Origin of the sequence: Arthrobacter sp. UNC362MFTsu5.1 (assembly GCF_000685965.1) — a bacterium.
Taxonomy (GTDB): Bacteria; Actinomycetota; Actinomycetes; order Actinomycetales; family Micrococcaceae; genus Arthrobacter.
Window position 1 is genome coordinate 49,463 of sequence record NZ_JMLE01000018.1, and the last position, 23,742, is coordinate 73,204.

General features: G+C 62.4%; 19 protein-coding genes. 12 read left to right on the plus strand and 7 right to left on the minus strand.

What is annotated here, in order from left to right; all coding sequences use genetic code 11:
• Positions 1–147 precede the first annotated feature (147 nt).
• Positions 148–357, plus strand: coding sequence for a hypothetical protein (locus BS38_RS0116455; RefSeq protein ID WP_156037160.1), 210 nt, complete (start codon positions 148–150; stop codon positions 355–357).
• Between the two features lie 510 nt (positions 358–867).
• On the opposite strand, the gene BS38_RS0116460 is transcribed toward BS38_RS0116455, so the two are convergent.
• Positions 868–1,527 carry a TetR/AcrR family transcriptional regulator gene (locus BS38_RS0116460; protein WP_028271802.1) on the minus strand — a complete coding sequence of 220 codons (660 nt, stop codon included), beginning with the start codon at positions 1,525–1,527 and terminating at the stop codon, positions 868–870.
• A 122-nt stretch (positions 1,528–1,649) separates the two neighbouring features.
• Between BS38_RS0116460 and BS38_RS0116465 the strand changes: the two genes are divergently transcribed.
• The 11 genes from BS38_RS0116465 (at position 1,650) to BS38_RS27975 (ending at position 12,891) form a co-directional block, all read left to right on the plus strand.
• On the plus strand, positions 1,650–2,990 hold the full coding sequence (locus tag BS38_RS0116465; RefSeq protein WP_028271803.1) for an ABC transporter substrate-binding protein: 1,341 nt from the start codon (positions 1,650–1,652) through the stop codon (positions 2,988–2,990).
• Positions 2,987–3,946, plus strand: a complete 960-nt coding sequence (locus BS38_RS0116470; RefSeq protein WP_028271804.1) for a carbohydrate ABC transporter permease — start codon at positions 2,987–2,989, stop codon at positions 3,944–3,946. Before BS38_RS0116465 ends, BS38_RS0116470 begins: the two co-directional genes overlap by 4 nt.
• Entirely contained in the window at positions 3,943–4,848 is a 906-nt protein-coding gene (locus tag BS38_RS0116475) for a carbohydrate ABC transporter permease (protein WP_028271805.1), read from the plus strand. Before BS38_RS0116470 ends, BS38_RS0116475 begins: the two co-directional genes overlap by 4 nt.
• Positions 4,845–7,976 (plus strand): glycoside hydrolase family 2 TIM barrel-domain containing protein, encoded by a 3,132-nt coding sequence (locus BS38_RS0116480; protein WP_028271806.1) that lies wholly within the window; start codon positions 4,845–4,847, stop codon positions 7,974–7,976. Before BS38_RS0116475 ends, BS38_RS0116480 begins: the two co-directional genes overlap by 4 nt.
• 20 nt (positions 7,977–7,996) lie before the next feature.
• Entirely contained in the window at positions 7,997–8,950 is a 954-nt protein-coding gene (locus BS38_RS0116485) for an aldose 1-epimerase family protein (RefSeq protein WP_028271807.1), read from the plus strand.
• Positions 8,947–9,969, plus strand: a complete 1,023-nt coding sequence (gene galE / locus BS38_RS0116490) for a UDP-glucose 4-epimerase GalE (RefSeq protein WP_028271808.1) — start codon at positions 8,947–8,949, stop codon at positions 9,967–9,969. Before BS38_RS0116485 ends, galE begins: the two co-directional genes overlap by 4 nt.
• A gap of 20 nt (positions 9,970–9,989) precedes the next feature.
• The gene (locus BS38_RS25430) at positions 9,990–10,241 is read left to right on the plus strand and encodes a hypothetical protein (protein WP_043438973.1); all 252 of its coding nucleotides are present in this window, start codon (positions 9,990–9,992) and stop codon (positions 10,239–10,241) included.
• A gap of 94 nt (positions 10,242–10,335) precedes the next feature.
• Positions 10,336–11,361 carry an ATP-dependent 6-phosphofructokinase gene (locus tag BS38_RS0116500; RefSeq protein WP_028271809.1) on the plus strand — a complete coding sequence of 342 codons (1,026 nt, stop codon included), beginning with the start codon at positions 10,336–10,338 and terminating at the stop codon, positions 11,359–11,361.
• A gap of 69 nt (positions 11,362–11,430) precedes the next feature.
• Positions 11,431–11,703, plus strand: a complete 273-nt coding sequence (locus BS38_RS0116505; RefSeq protein WP_051628973.1) for a hypothetical protein — start codon at positions 11,431–11,433, stop codon at positions 11,701–11,703.
• A gap of 324 nt (positions 11,704–12,027) precedes the next feature.
• Positions 12,028–12,420, plus strand: a complete 393-nt coding sequence (locus tag BS38_RS25435; protein ID WP_051628974.1) for a hypothetical protein — start codon at positions 12,028–12,030, stop codon at positions 12,418–12,420.
• A 234-nt stretch (positions 12,421–12,654) separates the two neighbouring features.
• Positions 12,655–12,891 (plus strand): DUF2188 domain-containing protein, encoded by a 237-nt coding sequence (locus BS38_RS27975; protein WP_081818936.1) that lies wholly within the window; start codon positions 12,655–12,657, stop codon positions 12,889–12,891.
• A 388-nt stretch (positions 12,892–13,279) separates the two neighbouring features.
• Here the strand turns inward: BS38_RS27975 and BS38_RS0116515 are convergent, their stop codons facing one another.
• The 6 genes from BS38_RS0116515 to BS38_RS0116540 all read right to left on the minus strand — a co-directional run bounded on the left by BS38_RS0116515 (position 13,280) and on the right by BS38_RS0116540 (position 23,560).
• Positions 13,280–15,457, minus strand: coding sequence for a hydantoinase B/oxoprolinase family protein (locus BS38_RS0116515; protein WP_028271811.1), 2,178 nt, complete (start codon positions 15,455–15,457; stop codon positions 13,280–13,282).
• The gene (locus tag BS38_RS0116520; protein WP_028271812.1) at positions 15,457–17,550 is read right to left on the minus strand and encodes a hydantoinase/oxoprolinase family protein; all 2,094 of its coding nucleotides are present in this window, start codon (positions 17,548–17,550) and stop codon (positions 15,457–15,459) included. The genes BS38_RS0116515 and BS38_RS0116520 overlap by 1 nt, the downstream gene beginning before the upstream one ends.
• Before the next feature lie 58 nt (positions 17,551–17,608).
• Positions 17,609–19,126 carry a sugar ABC transporter ATP-binding protein gene (locus BS38_RS0116525; RefSeq protein ID WP_028271813.1) on the minus strand — a complete coding sequence of 506 codons (1,518 nt, stop codon included), beginning with the start codon at positions 19,124–19,126 and terminating at the stop codon, positions 17,609–17,611.
• Positions 19,123–20,181, minus strand: coding sequence for an ABC transporter permease (locus BS38_RS0116530; RefSeq protein ID WP_028271814.1), 1,059 nt, complete (start codon positions 20,179–20,181; stop codon positions 19,123–19,125). Before BS38_RS0116530 ends, BS38_RS0116525 begins: the two co-directional genes overlap by 4 nt.
• Positions 20,178–21,356 (minus strand): sugar ABC transporter substrate-binding protein, encoded by a 1,179-nt coding sequence (locus tag BS38_RS0116535; protein ID WP_028271815.1) that lies wholly within the window; start codon positions 21,354–21,356, stop codon positions 20,178–20,180. The genes BS38_RS0116530 and BS38_RS0116535 overlap by 4 nt, the downstream gene beginning before the upstream one ends.
• 869 nt (positions 21,357–22,225) lie before the next feature.
• Positions 22,226–23,560 carry an MFS transporter gene (locus tag BS38_RS0116540; protein ID WP_081818937.1) on the minus strand — a complete coding sequence of 445 codons (1,335 nt, stop codon included), beginning with the start codon at positions 23,558–23,560 and terminating at the stop codon, positions 22,226–22,228.
• Between the last annotated feature and the right edge of the window lie 182 nt (positions 23,561–23,742).

Below are 23,742 nucleotides of genomic sequence, written 5' to 3' on the forward strand. Positions count from 1 at the left end.
CTGCTCGCCCCCCGGGCAGGGGCCACGGGCCATGGGCCATGGGCCACCGGGCCACCGGGCCAAGCCGAGGAAACTCCCTGGCGGGCAGGAAACGATAGAGAAGCAATTGCGACCGTACACGCCGGTCGACCCAACAGAGGAGGACGTGTGTCCCACAATTCGCATTTATCGGTGGCCAGTGCTGCCGTCCCGATGATGGGCGGCGACCATTTACCGAGCCAGCCGCTTCCCTTCTCCCTTGAAGTCATCACCGTGGGCGAACCCGAGAGCAAAGCGGCACGCGGTGTGACCCACGAGTCAACCAAGCCCGGCAAAGCTGAACTCCTGAACAAGATACGCACACGCCTTTCTGAATGAGCTACACCCCAACCTGACGTCGGGGCGCCTGACGTGGGAAGACTTGCCCCGTAGGTGGAGCTCCGGCCTGGTTCTCAGACACCTGACGAACCGCAGGAGGTGACATCACCCGCCCCTTCGCTAAGCGACTTCCATCAAGACCTGATTCTTCGGACTATTTTGATAGTTCTCGGGCTACCGCAGCTCGGTTTCCTGCCCCTCCAACTGTCAGGGTGGGATCTGAGAACATCATGAGCCACCGTCAACAATGCGGAATTTCGCGCTATTCTGACGCCAGACCGGCGCCGCAACTTGCCCGCGCTCCCCGTCACCCTGTCCAACGCTGCTCTAGGGCGAGGCGACCTCAGAGAAACTTTTACGGGCAAGGCGTGCGGGAACCCTCACACGGCTCCTGCTTCGTGGCATTACCCGATAGCTACTTGACCGAATATCCATTCTCGGCGTTGCCGTGGCCCCGTGGCGGGGAACGGCGGCCGCCTCTATCGGGAACCGATTAGTGAAGCATCGTCTTCAAAGTGTATTCAGCGCTTCCACGGGGGTCTCGGTACCAGATGACCACCCTGCATTTTCTTCCGGCACAAGGATCAGGTCGAGGTAGCCCTTGAGGATGCCGGGCACGTCCACGGTGTCAGGATTGAGGAGCCACTCGGTTTGAATTCCTTCCCATAGAGCCACGATGGTAGGGCCCGCGACATCTGGGTCGACGCCCGGCCGAAGCCGGCCAATGCTCGCGAGGTACCGCAGCTCCCCACTGTATTCCTTCCGAAGCCGGGCGAAGCGTTGGACGAAGTAGTTACGGGCCGGGTGGTCCTCAGTCGTGGCTTCTCCGGAGAGGACGGAGTAGAGCTCTACGAGGTGGGGAATCCGCTCATTGTGTTTCGCCTGCCGCACGATGGTTTCGGCAAACCGCTCCCGTGTGCCCGGGGTGCTCGTGGAGATCCGGTCGCGGTACTCGAGCACCGCCACGAGCAGCTGAGCCTTGGTGGGGAAATGGTGGAGGAGCGTGGTCTGGTTGATCCCTGCCCGGTCCGCGACGTCCTGGATGCTGCCGCCGTTGTAGCCCCGTGACCCGAAGACCTCTACGGCGGCTTCAAGAATTTGCCGTTGGCGCTCAGCGGTCTTGGCGTAGGGGCCGCGCGGGCCTGAGCGTGCGTTCGCCTTCTTAGTCATGGAATCCAGTCTAGTTTCATTAAAAACTGAGCATCCACTCAGCTTTTGTGTTAGCCTTGTCACGTCGGGCCGCACGGCCCCGGCGCCGTGTCCGCGGCGCTGACCATAACGAAGTGGGACTCATGCCATCTCTGACACGACGACAACTCCTTTGCGGTGGACTCGGCGCCTCCGCCTTTGCCCTTCTCACCGGATGCGCCACTCCGGGCACTGTTTCCGTCAATGCCGCACCTGCCATTCCTGCGGCCAGTACCGGTGAGAAGGTGACACTCACGTACTGGTCTTGGCTCAAGAATGTTCAGAAGGTCGCCGATATCTGGAACGCGAGCCACCCCAATGTCCAGGTTGAGACGGTCTGGATCCCCAGCGGCAACCGTGGTGGGTACTCCAAGCTTTACGCCGCGCTAGCGGCGGGCGGCGGCCCTGACCTAGCGCAGGTTGAAATGCGTACCGTTCCTGAGTTCATGCTCGTCAACGGGCTCGTGGATCTCTCGCGCTACGGTGCCCGTGAATACGCACACCTTTATGACCCCGCACTTTGGAGCCAGGTGAGCTTCTCCGGGGGCGTCTACGGCATCCCCCAGGACTCGGGGCCGATGGCCACGTTCTACCGCCCCGACGTCCTGGCCAAGGTAGGCGCGGCGGCACCGGTGACTTGGGAGGAGTGGGCAGCCGTTGGGAAGGAACTCCGCGGTGCCAACGCCTACATCGACTGCTTTTCTCTCGCGGACACCTCCTACTTCGTCTCTTTCGCCGCACAGGCTGGCGCTTCCTGGCTGCGCCCAGCCGAGGACGGATGGGTCATCAACATGACCGACGACTCAACGCTGAACGTCGCGCGTTTCTTTGACCGGGCAATCGACGACGGCATCGTCACCACCGCCTATGGACCCTTCACCCCCGGCTGGTACGCGGCGGCTGCGAAGGGGGAGCTCGCGTCGCTCACGAGCGGCAGCTGGGCCGATGCCCTTGTGCAGAGCGTCAGCGGCGGAGCGGGCAAGTGGCGCGTGGCGCCCATGCCCATTTGGGACCCCAGAGGGTATGGCTCAAGCTACCTCGGCGGCTCCACCGCGGCGGTCCTGGCTAACAGCAAGCACCCCCGCGAGGCCCTCGAGTTCGCTGTCTGGATGACGTCCACGCAGGCCGGCATCGACGCCGAGATCGCCAACAGTGGCATCGGATGGTCGCCCGTGCCGGGCATCATCGGTGCAAAGCGCGAGAGGCCCTCCGACTTTTTCGGGGGGCAGAACTACAACCAGGACGTGATCGTGCCGGCGAGTAAGTCGCAGAACATGGACTGGTCTTGGTGGCCCGTCACCACGCAGTCTTTCAACATCCTGGGCGACGGGTTCCGCCGTAAGGCATCGGGCACGAGCCTAGTCGACACCGTAGCAGCCGCCGAGCAGCAGATCATGACCGCCTTCAGGAACAAAGGTCTGACGATTAGGAAGGAGCAGGCATGAGCGCCACGGCAGATACCGCACAAGCACATCCGTCAGCAGTCCAGCGGGAGGGGCACGGACGGGCAAGGCAGCAGCGCCGCGTCGTCACCCGTGCACCCTGGATACTGCTCGCGCCCTTCCTGGCGCTCTTTGCCCTCACGTTCATCTTCCCGATCATCGCTGCTGTCGGTTCGAGCTTTACGAAAGTGACCCGCAGTGGCCTCTTCGGCGAGACGGGCGTCCACTCCGGGTTTGCGGGGTTCGAGAACTATGCCCGCGCCCTCGGGGACGGTAGCTTCCTCGCCTCGATCGGCCGCGTACTGCTCTTCGGCGTGGTCCAGGTTCCTGTCATGATCGCCCTATGTACAGTCCTTGCGCTCCTGCTGGAGTCGGCCTCGGCTAAGTGGCCCGGGTTCTTCCGCGCGGCCTACTTCATGCCGTACGGCGTGCCGGGTGTCATCGCGACCATTCTCTGGTCTTTTCTCTACGTCCCGGGCCTGAGCCCGCTCGTGGACGCTGCCACGTCCGTAGGCCTCACCGTGAACTTCCTCGGCCCGGACACCGTGCTGTGGTCCATCGCCAACATCGTTACGTGGAGCTACACGGGCTACAACATGCTCATCGTCATAGCCCAGCTTAAGTCGATCCCCGGCGAGATATATGAAGCTGCGCGCGTGGACGGTGCCGGGCCCTTCCGTGTCGCGTGGACCATTCAGCTGCCGCTTATCCGGCCCGCTCTCGTGCTCACAACGGTGTTCTCGATCATCGGCACGCTTCAACTTTTCGCCGAGGCGCAAGTCCTTCAGACTGTGGCTCCGGCCGTCGACAGCCAATACACCCCGAACCTCTCCGCCTACACCACTGCCTTTGCATACAACGACTACAACGTCGCCGCAGCCCAGGCCGTGCTCATTGCCCTCGCGGCCTTCATCCTCTCCTTCACCTTCCTCCGGTTCACGAACAGGAAGTCCTCATGACTGCCACTCCCACCCTTAGCCGGCCCCAGAGCGTCGCCGGGGAGCCACCTGTGACGCGGCGCCGACGCCCGGGCTCCACAACGATTCTTGTCACGGGGCTGCTTGTCGTAGCCGCGCTCTACTTCCTGGTCCCGGTCTATTGGGTGGTGGTCGCTGCGACCAAGACCAGCGGAGACCTGTTCGCGACCAACGGTTTCTTGTTCGCGCCTAATTTCGTCCTATGGGACAACCTGGCGAACGTCCTCTCCTACGGGGACGGCGTCTTTGTGCGCTGGTTCCTCAACTCAATTCTGTATGCAGGGGTTGGCGCATTGGCCGCGACGTACTTCGCCGCTGCTGGCGGCTACGCCTTGGCCAAGTACAACTTCCGGGGCAACAGTCTCATCTTCGGGCTCGTCCTCGGAGGCGTCCTCGTCCCCGGCACCGCCACAGCCCTGCCCCTGTTTCTGTTCTTCAGCCAGCTCGGCATCGCCAACACGTACTGGAGCGTCCTGTTGCCCTCACTCGTCTCGCCGTTTGGCCTGTTTCTGTGTCGGGTTTATGCGCAGGCAACAGTGGATCCGGCGCTGTTGGAGGCTGCGCGAATCGACGGCGCGGGCGAACTTCGCATCTTCCACTCCGTGGGGCTGCGGGTTCTCACTCCCGCCCTGGTGACGGTGTTCTTGTTCCAGCTCGTGGGCATCTGGAACAACTACTTCCTGCCGCTGGTGATGCTCTCCGACTCGAAGCTGTTCCCCATCACGGTAGGTCTGAATAACTGGCTTAGCCAGGCAGACCGGCTCCCGGAGTTCTACCAGCTGACCACCGGCGGCGTACTGCTGTCTGTCATCCCGCTCGCCATCGCCATGATCGTCCTTCAGCGCTTCTGGCGTGGAGGCCTCACAGAAGGAGCCGTCAAATGAGCCCCCGTCCAGCGGAGGCCACAGCCTCCACCGCCTACGTCACCGACCCGGGCCCGGGAGAAGGACGGCGAGAACCGGCCCGTTCCTGGCTTCACACCGACGCCCCGTCCCTGTCCCTCGACGGGCAATGGCGATTCCGACTCCTCAAGGGAGTCCCCGGAACACCCGGCGGGCGTGGGGTGCTGTCCCCGGGGGAGGCCGCGGAGGCGATGGCCGCTGCGGAGTACGACGACTCTTCGTGGGCGTCGCTGACCGTACCCTCCCACTGGGTGCTCCAGGGCGACGGATCGTACGGCCGCCCGATCTACACGAACGTGCAGTTCCCGTTCCCAATCGACCCGCCGTTCGTCCCCGACGAAAACCCCACCGGGGACTATCGCCGTACGTTCGAGCTGCCCGACGGCTGGAAGGCCGACGACACAGGCGGCGAGAGCCGCGTCGTCCTGCGCTTTGACGGCGTCGAATCCCGGTACAAGGTATGGGTCAACGGCACAGAGATCGGATGGGGCGCCGGAAGTCGCCTCGCCCAGGAGTTCGACGTCACCGACGCCGTCAGCACAGGTACCAACACCATCGCAGTCCGCGTCCATCAATGGTCCGCTTCCAGCTACCTCGAAGACCAAGACCAGTGGTGGCTGCCGGGAATTTTCCGATCGGTGACCCTCTTGTCCCGCCCGGCCGATGGCATCGAGGACGTGTGGCTCCGGACCGGCTACAACGACGGGGCGGGGACCCTGGAACCGGAAGTGAAAGCGCCGGCATCGTCGTACCCTGTTCGCCTCCGCGTACCCGAGCTCGGCATCGACGTCGAGTGGGCCAATCCCGGTGATGTTGCACCGGTACCTGTTTCTGCCGTCGAGCCCTGGACCGCCGAAACCCCGCGGCTCTACGATGCGACCGTGGCCAGCAAGGCCGAGACGGTGTCACTGCGGATCGGCTTCCGCACCGTAGAAATCGTGGGAGACCAATTTCTGGTCAACGGACGCAAAGTGGTGTTCCACGGTGTCAATCGCCACGAGACCCACCCCACGCTCGGCCGCGTCTTCGACGAGGACTTCGCCCGCGAGGACCTCGCGCTCATGAAGCGCTCCAACGTCAACGCAATCCGTACCAGCCACTACCCGCCCCACCCGCGACTGCTCGAGCTCGCGGACGAGATGGGCTTCTGGGTAATCCTCGAGTGCGACCTCGAAACGCACGGGTTCGAGCGGCACGGCTGGGCCCGGAACCCGAGCGACGAGCCGATGTGGCGCGAGGCGCTCCTTGACCGGATCGAACGGACCGTGGAGCGGGACAAGAACCGTCCCTCGATCGTCATGTGGTCCCTCGGCAACGAGTCCGGCACAGGACAGAATCTCGCCGCTATGTCCGCGTGGGTGCATGCACGGGATGCGGGCAGACCAGTCCACTACGAGAACGACTACGCCGGCGCGTACACCGACGTGTACTCCCGCATGTACGCGACACTGCCCGAGGTGGATACAATCGGCCGCGACGGCGACACCACACCGCTGCTGGGCTGCTCCCCTGCCGAGGGGGCGCGGCAGCGGACCAAGCCGTTTATTCTGTGCGAGTACGTCCACGCAATGGGCAACGGGCCCGGGAACATATCGCTGTACGAGGACCTCATCGCGAAATACCCGCGGCTGCACGGCGGGTTCGTCTGGGAGTGGCGCGACCACGGTATCGCCGCCCGTACCGCGGACGGCACCGAATACTTCGCCTACGGCGGCGACTTCGGCGAGGAAATCCATGACGGCAACTTCGTGCTCGACGGCCTCATCCTCTCCGACTCCACGCCCTCGCCGGGACTATATGAGTTCAAGACCGTCGTGGCGCCCGTGAGACTTGCCTTTGACGGGCTCGAGCCGGGCGGCAAGCCCTTTATACGGGTGACCAACCTGCGACACAGCGCGGATCTGGGAGACATGGTCTTTCGCTGGCGGATCGAGGACGACGGCGAACCAGTCGCCTCCGGTGAGCTCGCCGTCGATGGGCTCGACGGCGGCCCACTCACCCCTGGCGCCTCGGCCGCGGTCCCCCTTCCGGTGTCCGCCGAGGGATGCACTGGAGAGGTATGGGTGACCGTCGAGGCGGTCCTCGAGCAGGATGCCGGGTGGGCGCATTCCGGGCACGAAGTCGCCTCAGCGCAGGGCCGCCTCGCGTCGCCCGCGAGGCGCCCGCTGCCGTTTGCAGCCGGGCTCCTGGGCGGAAATTGGCGGCCGGGAGAAGGCGCCGGGCTCCTGGAGCTCGGGCCGGCAGTCTTCGATGAAGGGCGGCTCGTTACACTCGCTGGCCTCCCTGTGGATGGGCCCCGGCTTGAGCTGTTCCGGGCGCCCACGGACAATGACCGCGGCGAATCCCGGGGCGGATACATCGACACCGACCCTTGGGCACCAGACGCAGACGGCATCCCGGGTGTAGGAGCTCCCGGGCCTTCGTCGGCAGCGCGTTGGCACGCGGCCGGTCTGGACCGGCTGCACGGGCGTGTTGAGGCAGTCGAAGTGCTCGATGACCGTGCCCTCCGCGTGCGCACCCGGTACGCCGCGGCGGACCAGGTGCGCACCGTCACCGTCGAGGAGCAATGGATTCTCGACCCCGAAGGTTTGTGGCTGCGGGTGGACATTCTGCCATCCTCCGATTGGGACGGTGTGTGGCCCCGTGTCGGTGTGCGGTTCGGGCTGCCCGCCGACGTGGACGCGGCGTCATGGTTCGGGCTGGGACCGCACGAGTCCTACCCTGACAGCCTCGAAGCCGCGCTTGTGGGACGGTACGCAGCCGGGATCGATCAGCTCGCCGTGCCGTATGCGTGCCCGCAGGAGACCGGTCACCGCGGAGGTATGCGCTCCCTCGACCTGCTCCGGGGCTCGGAGCCGTGGGTACGGGTAGACGCGTTCGCGGACTCGCGGGGCCGCCTGCCGGGCTTCACCCTGAGCCGGTACACGGCCCAGGAGCTCGCCGCGGCCCGGCACCCGCATGAGCTGCCCGCGGCCACGCGTTCATGGTTATACCTCGACGCGGCCCAGCACGGGCTCGGCACTCGCTCGTGTGGCCCGGATGTCTGGCCCGAGTCCGCCTTGGCGCCGGAGGCGCGGACGCTCACCTTCCGCCTGGCGGCCTCCGAATGACCAGCCTCGTGATGTCCAGGATGAGCGCCGATACCGTTCCGATCTCAGGTAGGCAGACCACGCTGCGCTGCGGCCCCTACACCGCCGAAATAGCCAGCGTCGGTGCATCGTTACGCTCCTTGCGCTACAACGGCAGGGACCTGATTCTCCCCTTTTCGGAACATCAGGTCCGCCCCGCCTACCGAGGGGCAGTATTGGTGCCTTGGCCTAACAGGGTTATCGCGGGACGGTATGAATTCGAAGGCGTGGAATACCAGCTCGGTATCAACGAACCGAGCCGGGGCCACGCACTTCATGGCCTACTGGCCTGGGAAGACTGGTGCCCGGTTAAATCCGACGAGTCCTCGGCCATTCTGTCCACCGTCGTTCAAGCGAGGAGCGGTTACCCCTTCCGCCTGGACGTACAGGTGTCCTACCAGCTGGACTTTTCCGGGCTGCACACCACTGTTACAGCCACCAACACCGGCCCCGGCTCAGCACCTTACGGGGCCGCCGGGCACCCATACTTGGTCGCCGGGGAGGGCCGGGTCGACGACTGGATTCTCGAGCTGCCCGCACGAAAAGTGCAGCAAGTCACCCCGGACCTTTTGATACCTACAGGAGTTAGCGACGTTTCAGAGGACCGACACTACGACTTTGTTGCCCCCCGCCCCATCGGTTCCATAACACTCGACCATGCCTTCACTGATCTCGTACGTGACAACGAAGGTTACTCAACCGCACGCCTGACTACATGGGACGGGTCCGGAACTTCGATGACATGGGGTCGGGACTGCCCCTGGGTGCAGATACACACAGCCGACCTCCCAGATGCGGAATCCAGCAGAGCCGGCCTGGCAGTAGAACCAATGACCTGTCCGCCTAATGCCTTCAACACCAGGACAGACCTCATAGTCCTCCTCCCGGGGCAGAGTCATACCGCGAGCTGGAACATCGAAGCGATACCAGCCAACCCAACCCACACCCGCTCATGAAAATCCTGGTCACAGGGGGCACGGGCTACATCGGTTCCCACACCGTTCTTTCCCTGCAGGAAGCCGGCCACGACGTGGTCGTCATCGACAACCTGGTCAACTCCAGCGAGGAATCGCTGCGCCGCGTAGCGGAACTCAGCGGCAAGACCGCAGAGTTCCACCACGTCGACCTCGTGAACGAGGCAGCCATCGACAAGGTCTTTGCCGGCGCAGCCATCGACGCCGTCATCCACTTCGCTGGCCTCAAAGCGGTGGGCAAATCTGTGCGGGAGCCGTTGAAGTACTACTACAACAACCTTGTAGGCACTCTGAACCTGATCCGCGTCATGGACAGGCATGACGTCCGCTCCATCGTCTTCAGCTCCTCCGCCACCGTCTACGGCGAACGCAACCCCATCCCCTATGTGGAAAAGATGGAGATCGGGGCCAACAACCCCTACGGGCGCACCAAGGAACAGATCGAGGACATCCTCTCCGACCTCGGCGCTGCCGACCCGCGCTGGCACATAGCCCTGCTGCGCTATTTCAACCCGGTGGGTGCACACCCATCCGGACGGATTGGCGAGGACCCGCAGGGTATCCCCAACAATCTGGTGCCGTTCATCGCCCAAGTGGCCGTGGGCCGCCGCGACAAGCTCATAGTCTTCGGGGGCGACTACGACACCCCCGACGGCACCTGCCTGCGCGACTACATCCACGTGGTGGACCTCGCGGAAGGGCACATAGCGGCCCTGAACCATATCGCGGACACCACCGGCGTGTTCCGCTGGAACCTCGGCTCCGGCAAGGGCTCCTCCGTCCTAGAGGTCCTGCGCTCCTTTGAGAAGGCCGTGGGCAAGCCCATCCCCTACGACATCACCGGCCGCCGCGCCGGAGACCTCCCTGCCTTCTGGGCCGACGCCACCTCCGCGCTGGCCGACCTCAGCTGGTCCACCACCAAGACCGTGGACCAAATGTGCAAAGACCACTGGCGCTGGCAAAAGAACAACCCCCAAGGCTATATATCCAACCCCGAATGAACAATAGGAGCAGTGGATAAATGCAGACAGAGAATTCCACCTGCACCGACTTCCACGAGCATGTACCCACGCAGCACGATTCCATCACCATCCACGTCCACACGCGATCCCACTTGGAGGCCGCCGTGGAGGCCGCCGTCCAACAACTCTCTGCTCGTGCGAGGTACCGGAAGCAGGGAATTCTGGTAACCCGGACGGCTCCGGGAACGGTCATCGTAAGCCTTGACCCAAATGTTCCCTACGGCATGAGCTACGAACGAACAACCTGGTAGTACACGAAGGCGATAGGCGAAATCAGCCTCATGCCTGTCTTGGGCTTTTCTGATGGCCCCTTTCCAACATGGCAACTGAACCTAGGAATCACGCATGAAAATTGGAATCCTCACCAGCGGTGGTGACTGCCCCGGACTGAACGCGGTCATCCGCGGCGCCGTACTCAAGGGCATCGCCATCCACGGCCACGAATTCGTGGGTTTCCTCGACGGCTGGCGCGGCGTGGTGGAGGGCGACATCATCGACATCCCCCGCACCATGGTCCGCGGTATCGCCAAGCAGGGCGGCACCATCCTTGGCACGTCCCGCACCAACCCCTTCGACAACGGCGGCGGCCCGGAGGTCATCAAAGCCCACATGGACCGCCTGGGCATCGACGCCATCATCGCAATCGGCGGTGAGGGCACGCTGGCGGCCGCCAAGCGCCTTACGGATGCCGGGCTGAAGATCGTCGGTGTTCCCAAGACCGTTGACAACGACCTGGACGCTACGGACTACACCTTCGGTTTCGACACCGCCGTGCAGATCGCCACGGAGGCCATCGACAGGCTCCGCACCACCGGCGAATCCCACCACCGCTGCATGATCGCCGAAGTGATGGGCCGCCACGTGGGCTGGATCGCGCTGCACGCCGGCATGGCCGCAGGCGCCCACGCCATCCTGATCCCGGAACAAAAAGTCAGCATCGAGCAAATCACCCAGTGGGTAAAGGAAGCCCACCACCGCGGCCGCGCACCCCTGGTGGTCGTCGCCGAAGGCTTCGTTCCCGAGCATATGGATGAGGCCCATTCTGAACGGGGCCTGGACGCCTTCGGCCGCCCCCGGCTTGGCGGCATCGCGGACCAGCTGGTCCCGGAGCTGGAAGCCCGCACCGGCATCGAAACCCGTGCCACGATCCTTGGCCACATCCAGCGCGGCGGCGTCCCCTCAGCCTTCGACCGGGTCCTTGCCACCCGGCTGGGCATGGCCGCCATCGACTCCGTGGTCGAAGGCTACTGGGGCACCATGGTCGCCCTGAAGGGAACAGACATCCAACATGTCGCCTTCGAGGAGGCCCTGGGCCAGCTCAAGACCGTCCCACAAAACCGCTACGACGAAGCAGCCGTCCTGTTCGGCTAAGCGCTCAAAATACAAACATCATCCGAACGCTTTGCTACCCGTCACAAATTTGCTCAGCATCCTGCTGCTATGAAGCTCGAGGACGAGATGCCAACAAGCATGACGCCGAATCAAGACCAAACAAACATCCACTCTTTCGCATCGTGGCAGCCTATTGACGACTGGACTGTGCTGACCGGCCAATACGTCGAAGTTCACACTCGCGGCAGCGTAACCGACCGCGGCCGCGTCGAAGCTGTCATGGCCGACGGATCTCTACTGTGGCTGATGCAGGACGGAGCCCACAGCCGGCGCGTCGTAGAACAACAACCAGGAACGTACATCCGCCGTACCTGGATCTGACGGCGATCGTGTTGGGGGGAACTAGATCTGCGCACTCAAGCTTCAACCGCCCGCGGCGCATTCGGATGGTGTAACTCCGAGGGCTTCTCGTCAGTGAAGGGCACACCGCAACCTGACGTCCGGGCGCCTGACAAGGGAGGATTTGGGTCGGTCAGTAGAGTTCCGGTCTTTCACAGATGCTTGCCGAGCCGCAAACGCTGAGGTCGCCTTCTTCTGGCCTGAGCAGACTTCATCAGTTCAGGTTTTGCGGAAGCCGCCCGAGACGCCTTTACTCAACCCGCACAGTCCGTGGGCCAGCACTACTCCCCCGAGGCCCTGGAGGTAATGATCGAAGCTTCGGGTATGTACCCATACTTCATCCAGGAATTCGGCAGTGCCATGTGGGAATCAGCCTTCAAAAGCCCTTTCACACGCGACGACGCGGAAGCCGCCGTCACGCTCGGCCGCGAAAAACTTGATGCCGGCTTTTTCATCGCCAGATGGCAACGCGCCACGAAAGCCGAACGCAGATTTCTTCACGCCATGGCCCAGGACGGTGAAGGACCATCCAGCACAGCGGATGTCGCATCAAAAATGGGGAAGAAGCCCACAGCCCTGGGGCCAGCGCGGGCCACGCTGATCGACAAAGGACTCATTTACTCCCCAGAGTATGGTCGCGTAGCATTCACTGTCCCGGGAATGGCAGGCTTTATTGCTCGCCAAGAACTTCTGGACTAGTCCGACGGGTCAGGCCTCTACGGCGGCAGGTGCGACCAGATGCCGACCGCCAGCTTGACGGAATCACAATTATCGGCTCTTTTGTAGCATGCACAGAAGGGGCTTGTTTGTGTTGCAATCGGCCGGGCGGTTGCCCTGTAAAAAACGAACACGGGGTCGCCGTGAACACCCCGGGCGGCAATGTCAGTCTGGTTTGATACGTTGCATCCATTAGCAACGTCTGGGGGTGATTAAATGGCTGAGCGAAATTCGTACCACGTGGTTCCTGGTGAAGATGGATGGAAGGCCGAGCGCGAAGGCTCGTCTCGCGCTTCTTCTGTTCACGACACGCAGTCCGCAGCAATCGACGCTGCTCGTGGTTATCTGTCCCGCTCTGGGGGCGGTGAATTGAACATCCACGGCAAGGACAACAAGATCAGGGCAAAGGACACAATTGCACCTGGCAATGATCCAAGGAATACGCCTGGATAAGCCTTATCGCGCAAAGACCCCGCTGGCTTCGGTTTATTCAACAGGAGCCGGCGGGGCGTTCTTGTATACGGACGGGCGGGGCCGGAGAGACACATAAAGCCTGTAGGCCCGCCTAATGCCGCGGCTGACGGAATATCCATTATCGGCTCTTTTACCACCGCGAGTCGCAGTGACTGCTGCTGGAGGGCGTTGAAGCAGTACACCCCGGCCACGGTTGGCCGGGGTGTACCTGATGTCCCAAACGAATTTCTGCCAGACGCTCCATGCGATTCGGGATCCCCGTGGAATCTCGCTGGAGACAATCATCTCCCGGAGAGCCTGCACCACACGTTATCGCGCTTGTCAGTCAGTCGTTATCCTTCAGGACGCAGATTTGACAGAGTCCCTCTCACACTCCTGATTGGGCCACTGCGGCCTGTGGAAGGACAGGCGTTTCGGAGGTGACGACGTCCACCGTGAGGGCTCCGGCGCAGTCGGGGCAGTAGTACTCCCTGAGCAGGACTGCGGGTTCCTCCAGTCGTAGGCGCACATTCATGTCGAGCTCGGCGTACCGCTCGGATACGGCCCGCTCGTGGGCAACCGCGGTCTCCCGCCAGTTCCCCTCCCCGAGGTCGCCTCCGCAGTAGCCGCAGGCCCATATGCCGTTCGCTGTCCTCACGATTGAGATGCCGTTTCCAGCCTGCGGGGTTTGCTGCGCAGCCGTCGGCTCAGCCCCGATGCGGGCACGGCGGATCTCACGCCGTAACGCTTCAGTCGCCTCCGCATCGGCCGCACCTTCGACCAGTTCCACCCCGTACGCTGCGCGGGCGTGTTTGGCCGTGATGTAGCCCGACGCAACATCTTCGGCCACGAGGGAGGGGTCCCGCAGCAGCGGGTCTCCCAGGCCGCCGCCTCCGCCAGAAGTGGCCAGCCAGACGTCATGGGGATTGATCGTCAGGTGGGTGACCTTCGAGGCCAGCCGTGGCGCCGTCCCATCTACTGTCTCCCGGGTCGGCAACCGGCCGGCGGCGAGCAGGGACGGCACGTTAGTATCGCGCAGGATGGAGAAGCTGCCTGACGAGGCCGGATGGCCGCCACCGAAGCCGCGTGGTGGAACTTCGGCGCATGCGTTGAAGCCGGGCCCGGAGGCCCCGCTGTCTCCGAGGATTGTGTAGGCCTGCTCGAGCCCCTGACCACCGCGGGTGATACCAGGGCCACCAGAGTTCGGCACTACCCGACGCCACAGGAAGAGCACGGGATCGGAAGCCTCGTGGGTTTCGACATCGGCCATCGCACAGCCGGTAAGGCACGTGCAGCCGTATGCGTCCTGACCGTCGTGGCCGGTCTGCGCTCCCCCACCCTCACCGACGGCGTTGTCGGTGTAGAACATAACCGAGTGGCCGCCGTGCTGGTTTGGGCCGAACGTGGCATTGGCCGGGTAGCCGTCCTGAGCCTGGCCGGCTACCCTCGATCGCAGCTCAGCATCCCCGCTCAGCGAGAGTGCCTGGGACAGCGTGTCCTTGACCATCTTCGCAACACGCAGCCCGACCTCGGAGTGCGCGTTGCTGACGGGCGCCGGCGGCACGGAGTTAACGATGGTGCCCCGCGGCCCCAGATCGAAGGAGAGCGGGCGCCATATGCCCCCGTTGAGAGGGAGATCTCCGTACCCGAGCACTGTGAGCAGGCCCGACATCGTCTGGCCCCACATGGCACCCTGCGCGGAGTTCACGTAAGCATCAATCTGCGGGACCCCGGCATACTCGAAGTGCAGATTCGATCCGCGGACGTGCAGCTTCAAGCTCAGCTCGAGCAGCTGATCGGGCCCATCATGGCCGTCGAACTCATTCCAGTCAATAGCCTGATAGACACCATCCGGAATCCGCTCAATACGCTGCCGCAGGACCCGCTCGGAAAGTTCCTTGTTGATCTCGCAGAACTGCCGGTGCCGTTCGAGGCCGAACTCATCAAGCACGTCGACCAGCTTCCGGGAGGCCGTGTTGTTAGCTGCGATCATGCTGCGGATGTCATTGAGCACCTCATCGCTGGCGCGCACGTTCGCTGCAATGAAGTTCTCCCACTCCGAGTCCATCTCACCGTCGCGGATAATGCGGACTGGAGGGAAGCGCAGGCCTTCCTGATAGACATCACGAGCCCCTGGCGCGAAGCCTGAGACACCGACACCACCGATATCGGTGACATGCATGTCCGCGAAGCTCCAACCGACGTGCTCGTTTTTGTAGAAGGTCGGCATAATGATCGACACGTCGCCCTGGTGCATGGCACCGGCAGTGTGAGGATCATTGACGATCCAGCCGTCGCCAGGCCTGATGCTCTGGTCACGGGTGAGCTGTGCGATCGCCTGGGTGCCGATGAGTGACGATGCCAGATGGAAAGTCACATGGGTCATGAAGCTGATGTGCTCGGGCTTGGTGTCGAGCAGGCATGTCGAGAAGTCCTTCGCCTCAGTCACGATGGCCGAGCCGCACGTCCGGATCAGGCTGACTGCCATCTCCTTGGTCACGTTTTCCAAGGCTTTGCGGTGGACCTCGGCGGCTACGACGTCGTAACCGGTGGTTGCGCTGCTCATTAAAAGACCTCCATCACAAAATTGCCGTACTGGTCGAGCCTGAGCTCGCAATCCACCGGGACGTATATCGTCGTATCGCCGGCGTCGATTATCGTGGGTCCGCTGACCGCCATGCCCGGCTCGAGCCGGCTCGCCGCGTAGATCGCAACCTCTACCCTCTCGCGAGTTTCAGGCAGACAGATCAGACGCCTGCCGAGCTCCGCGCTCTCAAGAGCGTCACCCGTGACCGGGCCCTGCTCTGGCGGGCGTGGGAAAGAACCGACCGCCGTGACTGAGACATTGACCATGACGACTGGGACGTCCTTCCAGGCGGTACCGCTGCCGTAGGTCTCCTCATAAGTGGTGGCGAATTGGGCAGCGATGTCAGTGGCGTCGGATTCGGTAAGGGCACGGTCTGGAAGCACAATTGATAGTTCGAAGGACTGGCCACGGTAACGCAGATCCGCGGTCACCCGCTGCTCGATCTGTTCCTCACTGAAGCCCTCCTCCGTGAGCGCTGCCCGCGAATCGAAGAGCAGCCGCTTCACTATGAGGTTGACCGATTCCACGCCGTCGGTCTGGCTGAGGTCCCAACGGGCTGCTTGGTCGCGGCGTACGACGAAGTCGGCGGAGAGCAGGCCCCGAGCGCAGAAAACCGAACTGTTGGCGGGCATCACTACCCGTCGGATGCCAAGGCGGCGGGCGATCTGGCCAGCGAACATGGGGAGGGTCCCGCCATAGGCGAGGAAGAGGAACTCGCGCGGATCGTGCCCGCGGTTGACGCTGACCTCGCGCACGGCGGTGGCCATGTTGACGACGGCGAGGTCATGGACTGCACAGGCAGCTTCGACGGCGGTCCAGCCAAAAGGCTCGGCGTAGACGTTCTCCAGAGCCTCAGCTGACTTCTCCGGATAGAGAGGGACGCGTCCGTCGAGATAGCGCGCGGGATCGATGAACCCTAGTACGACCATGGCGTCGGTGACGGTTGGCTCTGTACCGCCCCGGCCCAGCGCTGCCGGCCCGGGTGTGGAGCTGGCGCTCCGTGGACCCACTTGGGGAACGCCGCGTTCGCCGATGGAAGCAATGGAACCTCCGCCCGCGCCGACTGAGATGACGTCGACGATGTTCACTCCTGTTTGGAACAGGTCGATGTCGAGGTTCTTGGCGACCTTGACCTCGTTGTCCACGATGATGCCGGTGTCGAAGCTGGTGCCGCCCATGTCGCCGAGCAGAACCCGGGGCTCTCCCATCCGCTTTGCCAACTCGTTCGCGCCAATCGCCCCTGCCGCCGGGCCTGAACCGAGGAGTGCAAGGGGGTTCGTCCGCGCTCGGTTGAGGCTGATACCCCCTCCGAGTCCTTGGAAGAACATCAGGCCGCCGGCCAGTCCGCTGGTGCGGAGCTGTTCGCCCAGAGAGTCCAGATAGACCTGGGCGTCGCGGTGCACGAATGAGTTTAGGACGGTAGTCGTGAACCGCCGCGTCTCACCAGCGACCGGGTAGACCACGTGCGAGGCGGAGATGAACAGGTCCGGGTAGAGGCCGCGTGCCAGCTCAACAACTCGACGCTCATGAGCTTCATTTGCGTAGCTGTGCAGGAAGCAGATGGCCAGTGCCTCAACCTTCTCTTCCTCGACGAGACGGCGCAGCTCGGCTACCGTCTGCTCCTCGTTCAGTGGGACCAGTTCCTCACCGGACCAGTCGATGCGCTCCTCGATCTCAGCAATCGCCGAGCGCGCCACCAGATCTGGCACGTTTACCTGGAGGTGGTCGTCAAGCACCGACAGTCGTGGACCGCCAGCGAAGCGCAGCACGTCGCGGAACCCGGAGGTCACCAGCAGGCCAACTGAACAGCCTCTCAGTTCGGTGATTGTGTTGGTGACAACTGTGGTGCCGTTCACAAAGAGATCGGTGCGAGCGAGCAGCTCGCCAAGGCTGAGCCCGAATCGTCCTGCTGCCACCCCGACCGCCTCAAGTACACCGCGGCTGAAGTCGTCGTACGTCGTCAACGCTTTGCCGCGTTCCACCCGCCCATCGAGGAGAACCGCGACGTCTGTGTGGGTACCACCAACGTCTACTCCTATAAACCCGCCTGATGCGGCTTGATCCTGCGCCACGTTTACCCTGCCTTCTGCCCGACCGCTTCCTTGTGGTCGTGCTTGCCGTTGTGAAAAATTATGCTTCGTCTTGCGTAGTTCGACCGATAAGACTGGCCTTGGTTATGTCTTCCTTGGTTGCTGCCTCGCCCGCCAGTTCGATGATCGGCTTCCCCTCGTACATGACAATCACTCGGTCGCACAGTTCGGCGAGCTCGTCGGGCTCTGAGCTCGCGACCAGGACCGCCCCGCCGGCGGCCGCCATCTCGCGAATGCGGGCATGGATGTCACGTTTAGCAGCTACGTCAACCCCCTCCGTTGGCTCGTTGATGGCAAAAATGCGCGCTCCAGACATGAGCGCACGCGCTATGAGCACTTTCTGCTGGTTGCCTCCACTCAGGGTGCTGATGCGGTTGCCTGCAACCAGCTTCGGCCTGATGTCCAGCTTGCTGAGGACGACGTCCACTGCGCTCTGTTCGCGCTTAGCCAGAACGATGGGAATATTCCTGTGTAGGCGATGCTCACGGTCGTTCACGAGCGTCGCGGTTGTGGCCACTGTTAGGTTCCCGATGATGCTGTTGTGAGCCCGATCATCGGGGATGTAGGCGATGCCGGCCTTAATCGAGGCCTGTCGGGAACGCAGGGATAGTTTCTTGTCCTCCATCTTGACTGTCCCCTCGTGCCGTGGGTGCAGCCCCGCCAAACACTCGAGGACTTCACTCATGCCTGCTCCGACCAGGCCTGCGACACCGACCACCTCGCCGGCGTGGAGCTGGAGCGCAAAGTCCGAGACTGTTGGGGGGACGGCGAGACCTGTCACCGTCAGCACCGGCTCGGCGTGAGAATCGGAGGAAGATGCCTTGCGGTAAACCCCGTCCAGCTTGCGACCGGCGATCAGCTCACCAAGCTCTTCTTTGCCCAGGGTGGTGCTCTCGCGGTCTGCAACGATCCGGCCTTGGCGCAGGACGATGACACGTGTGCAGAAGCTGAGGACTTCCTCCAGGCGGTGCGAAATGAAAACGACGGTCACGCCCTCCTCGCGCATTCGCTCTATCGCGCGGAATACGCGATCGACCTCGCTCGGGTGCAGTGCGGCTGTGGGCTCGTCGAGCAGTACCAGCGAAGGAGAGCGCAGCAGTGCTCGTGCGATCATCACGAGGCGTTGCACTGATGCTCCGCACTCACCGGCGCGCCTTCCCAATATGTTGACGATGCCGAGAGTTTCCGCAACCTTCGCTGCCCGGGAGACGACGTCACGCCGCCGGCCCTTCACGCCGAGCGTGATGTTGTCTTCCACTGACATCAGCGGCACGAGGTTCAACTGCTGCGGAACCATTGCGATTCCGGCGTCCAAGGCCTCACTGGGGCGGGAGAACTCCACGGGCCCAGCACCTATGAATACTTGACCGGATACCGGCTTCTCGACTCCGGCGAGTATTCGGGTGAGTGTCGACTTACCCGCTCCGTTGTGCCCGACCAGACCCACGATTTCGCCGGGTGCAAGCGAGAACGTGATGTCGGTAAGGGCCTGGACTCCAGGGTAATACTGAGTAACCGACCGGACCTCCAGCGCCGGGGCCGTTGCCGTCTCGGTCATGTGAGGGACTTCTTCGTTGAGACGACCCGGGCGAACAGGATTGCCGCAAGGAGTATCGCGCCCTGGAAGAAGAACGACGTGTAGGCCGGAACAGACATCAGAATCAGCCCGTTCGAGGTGATCGTTGCGATTGCCACACCGACGAGCGTGCCCGGCACGTTGAACTCACCGACTTTGAACATCGCGGCGCCGATGAAGCAGGCGGCGAAAGACGGCAACAGCACATCCAGCCCCGAGAGGGGGTACGCGGTGGTCTGCTTGCCAGCGAACAGGAAGCCCGCGAGGGTTGCCAGCATCGCCGAGATCATGAAGACCCACAGCTTGACCCGAGCGGTGTTGATGCCCGCGATTCGAGCGGCCACGGGATTGCCGCCCACAGCGCGCACGTGGCGCCCGAGCGTAGACCGCTCCAAAGTCAGCCACGCCAGGGCTGCCACGGCCACGGCGATGATTGCCAGGTTTGGCACCGGCCCCATGGACCCGCGGCAGAAGGCGACCAGATCATCCGGGAAGCCTCCATAGATCTGTTGGCTGTTCGTCACCACGTACTGCCCGCCATTGAGGATCGCGCCTACAGCGATGGTCACGATGAGCGCTGGCAGGCCGAAGTAGCCGACCAGGACTCCGTTCAAGGCTCCGATGAGCAGCCCGGCCACAGCGACGATGAGAATCGCCTCGATCGTGATGAGGTTCATCGGGGACAGCAACTGTGCCGTTGCAACCGTTGCGAGGCCGATCACGCCGTTCAGTGAAAGGTCGAACTCGCCTGCTGCCAGGCAGAGGGTGAGCCCGATTGCGACGATAGCCGGTAGCGCCGCATCACTGGCGATTGTCTTGAAATTCGCCAGCGTCAGGAAGTTGGGTGCGATCACCGAGAAGACGATGACGAGCAGGACCAGGACGACGGGGACGCCGATCTGGCCGAGAAGGCGGCGACGACGCTCTCGCCGTTCGAGCCCGGCTGCAGCAGAGGAGGTGTTGGACTTCTTAGGAGCGTCGCCTTGGTTGGCTTGAGCTGACGCTGGGATCCGAGCGTCTGTCATTTCGGTGCTCATGCGAAGACCTCATTCCAACGTGCGATGAACTGTGAGCGGTAGGCGCCGCCGGCGAACATCCAGTCAGCCGCCTTGGCGCCCTTGGGAACCTGCTCGTTGACATTCGAGGCATCGAAAATGACGTCGGGAACTGGACGGGTCAAAGATAGAAGCCTGTTCGGCTTCTCACCTTTCAGGACCGTGAGGACCTGCTCGATGATGGTGTAGCTCTGATACGGCCAGTCGACCCAGCTCGTGGCTACCAACGGACTGTTGCCATTGCGGATTGCCTCGACACTGGCGCTCTGGGCGATGCGGCCATAGACCTGAACGTCCTTCTTACCGAGCTGTTCGATGCCGCTGGCTGCGGGTACAGCGATGGGCGGGTAGTTGCAAAAGATCGCGTTGATGTCGGGATTGGCCTGGACCATTCCCTGAGCGCGCGTCGTAGAGTCTTGGACGGTGTTTGTGCCGCTGACTGCGTAGTCACGCGCCACGATCTCGAACTGCTTGTCAATGCCGATCAGGGTCTCGAAGACGCTACGCCCCGGGACGAGTGCATCCGAGACTGGCGCGTCGAGGACCCCGACCTTGATTGGGGCTCCACCCCTGCGGTTCTTTTGGTCAGCCATCAGGTAGTGCGTCAGCAAAAGCGCGTCGTGGTCGAGCAGCGGGCCGTAATCAACGGCGATGGTGGGGTCGAACTGGGCAAACATCAGGTTGCCCACGACCGGGATGCCCGCGGCCTGGGCTTGCTCGAGCTGTGCGTTGATGAAGATCGCCGGCACGACCACCACCACAATGGCGTCGACTTTGCGGGTGATGAACGACGACATGGCTGTCTGCGCCTGGGACTGGTCCCCCTTTGCGTCGACGGCGATGAAGTTCCAATTCAATCCCGCGTCCTGAGCGGCCTGATCCAGCCATTTCTGGATGCTGACCTCGTTCTCGTCTAACAGGGTGAAAAAAACGACACCGATGGTTTTGCCCTTGAACGAGTTCCCGAGGGCCGCCTTCACATCGGAGTTGCTCGAAATCGCCGGGGACGCCGCCACGTTATCGCCACGCGTTGTGCAACCCACCAGCAGCGGCACGGCAACAGCTCCGCCCAGCAGCGCCCGGAGCACTGTTGCCCGGTTGACGTTCTGCGGAGCGGAGGCGGAGTCCTCGCCTTGCAGGGTGTTGTTGTTAGGCATTTGTCAATCACCTTTCATGAGGGCCGCCTCATTGCGACCTTCCGGGTCCGTCCGCGCTCTGTGCGAAGCGGATGAGGGTTCAGACGTGTTCGCCGCGAACGACTCACGTGCGGGCAACAGTCCGCCGCTGAAATATTAAAGCCAGCAAAGTACCCGAGTTGGGCAAATAATGCATTCCTTGCTAGAAGGATACTTTTCCTGCTATACGGTGTCAATCATCGATTTCAACGGACCCCCATAGCCACCACAAAGTGGCTGAGCCGATAGCGGTGACAGTCTTTTTCAAGGGCCGAAGGCGATAGGTTGCAGATCTGTGATGCCCCTCCCAGAGGGCGGACTCGATAAGCCCGGCGTTGAGCTCGAGGCCACACCCTGGCCTGCCGGCGAAGATGGTACTGGTGGTTGATGACGAGATTCCTTCCGGGACGTGAACGCCGAAATCGAGATGCAGGAAGGGCTCCTTCGATGAGGGGCGGCCCGGCTTTACTAGCAGAATTTGGTGCGCGCGCCGGCCCACCTTTACAACGGGACTAGGACAATCTCGGCGCTCAGCGGCCAGGGAGGAAGCGGTTCACTCCGGCTCTCCCTAAAACAGGTCAGGGAACGGCTCCGCCATTCACAGGAACCCAAACGGCCCTGCCGTTCCCTCGTCCGCGTCACTATCAGACGAGGGAAGATACGGAATCCGTCGTTAGGGTCGAGCGAGACGAATTATCTCCCTGGACGATGACGCAGACTCCTGTCGATCGGGTCTTCGTATGACCCCTGCAGGAGGATCAACTTTTATCCGGCTCCGGAACCTCAAGCAATACTGGCCGTTCGTTAGGTCAGATGCCACAGGAAGCGATTCTGTTCCTTGCCGAGGTTGATTAGGTCCTGTCAGCATTCTTGCGCCGACTTATTGCGGCTGCGGCGATAGCGCCTATGACAGCGAAAACGGCCGCGTAAATGCAGACGGAGAGAACGGTCCCGGTCAGTTTGACAAGTGAGGTAGCCAGCAGGGGCGCTATAGCTCCTCCCAACAAGACGCCGGCCTGGAAAGCAATCGAGGAACCGCTATAGCGGATCTCGGCGGGGAAGATCTCCGCTACAAACGTGGACAAGGCTCCGTAGGAGACCGCGAAAATGATGGCGTGGCCGACGAATGCCAATATGGTCAAACCAAGATTTCCAGTATTTATAGCGCCGAAGACCGGGAAGATCCAGATGCCAAGCAGGAGCAACCCCCAAACAACAAATGGACGGGCTCCTTGTTTCTGGCTTAGCTGACCGAAGAGCGGTAGGGCAAAGATCATGACGGCGGATGAAATCAGTAGCGCGAGGAGCATATCGCTGCGTGAAAGCACGCCTGCGGTCGTAGCGTACGAAATCGAGTAGGTAGTGATGCTGTAGAAGTAGATTCCTGAACCCATCACGGCCACGATTGCAAGTAGAATCTGCGCCGGGTACCGCCGGATTGCGTCTAAAGCCGGAATTTTGGAGGCGTGACCGGATTTCTGTACGGATTTGAAATCCGGGGTTTCCTCCAAGGACACGCGGATATACATGCCAACGGCGACGAGGATTGCACTAGCGACGAAGGGTATGCGCCAACCCCAGGACAAGAACTGGTCCTCGGGTAGCTGTGATACTGCCAGGAACGCCAGTGTCGAAAGTACCAAGCCAGCAGGAACCCCGATTTGAGGCAGGCTACCGAACAGCCCTCGCTTGTTAGGCGGGGCGTGTTCAATGGCGGTCAACACGGCGCCCCCCCACTCTCCGCCGACGCCGAAGCCTTGAATTAGCCGCAATGTCACGAGCAGTATTGGGGCCCATGCCCCGATAGTGCTGTAGTCCGGGATCAAACCCATACATACGGTCGCTACACCCATGAGGGTCAGCGACAGGACGAGCATCTTTTTCCTGCCGAGGATATCTCCGAAATGGCCAAAAATGATGCCGCCAAGCGGCCTGGCAGCAAAGCCCACGGCGAATGTCGAGAAGGACAAGAGGATTGAAGCTACGGGATCGGCCCCTGGGAAGAACAAAGGGCCAAAAACTGTGGCAGCCGCGGCACCGTAGAGCATGAAGTCATACCACTCGATGGTGGTGCCCAAGACGACCGAAGTGGCAACTTTTCTAAGATGCCGTGCTTGGTGGTGGTTATCTATCTGGGGTGTGACCGGGGCCTGGGATAAATCTTGGCCCGATGGTTCAGTAAACATATTCCCTCAGTTCTATGTCGAAGGTAACGCTGTAGGGTAGGGCAACGGAAGATGTGCCGCTTGGGGTAGGGCATCGCCGATCAGAAATCTGCGGCGGTCGCCAGGGCGCAGCCGAGAAGTCGTTTGCTCTTGAGCAGCTCTCGGAGCAGTGGAATTCGAAGGAGATGTAACGGTCACTGGCC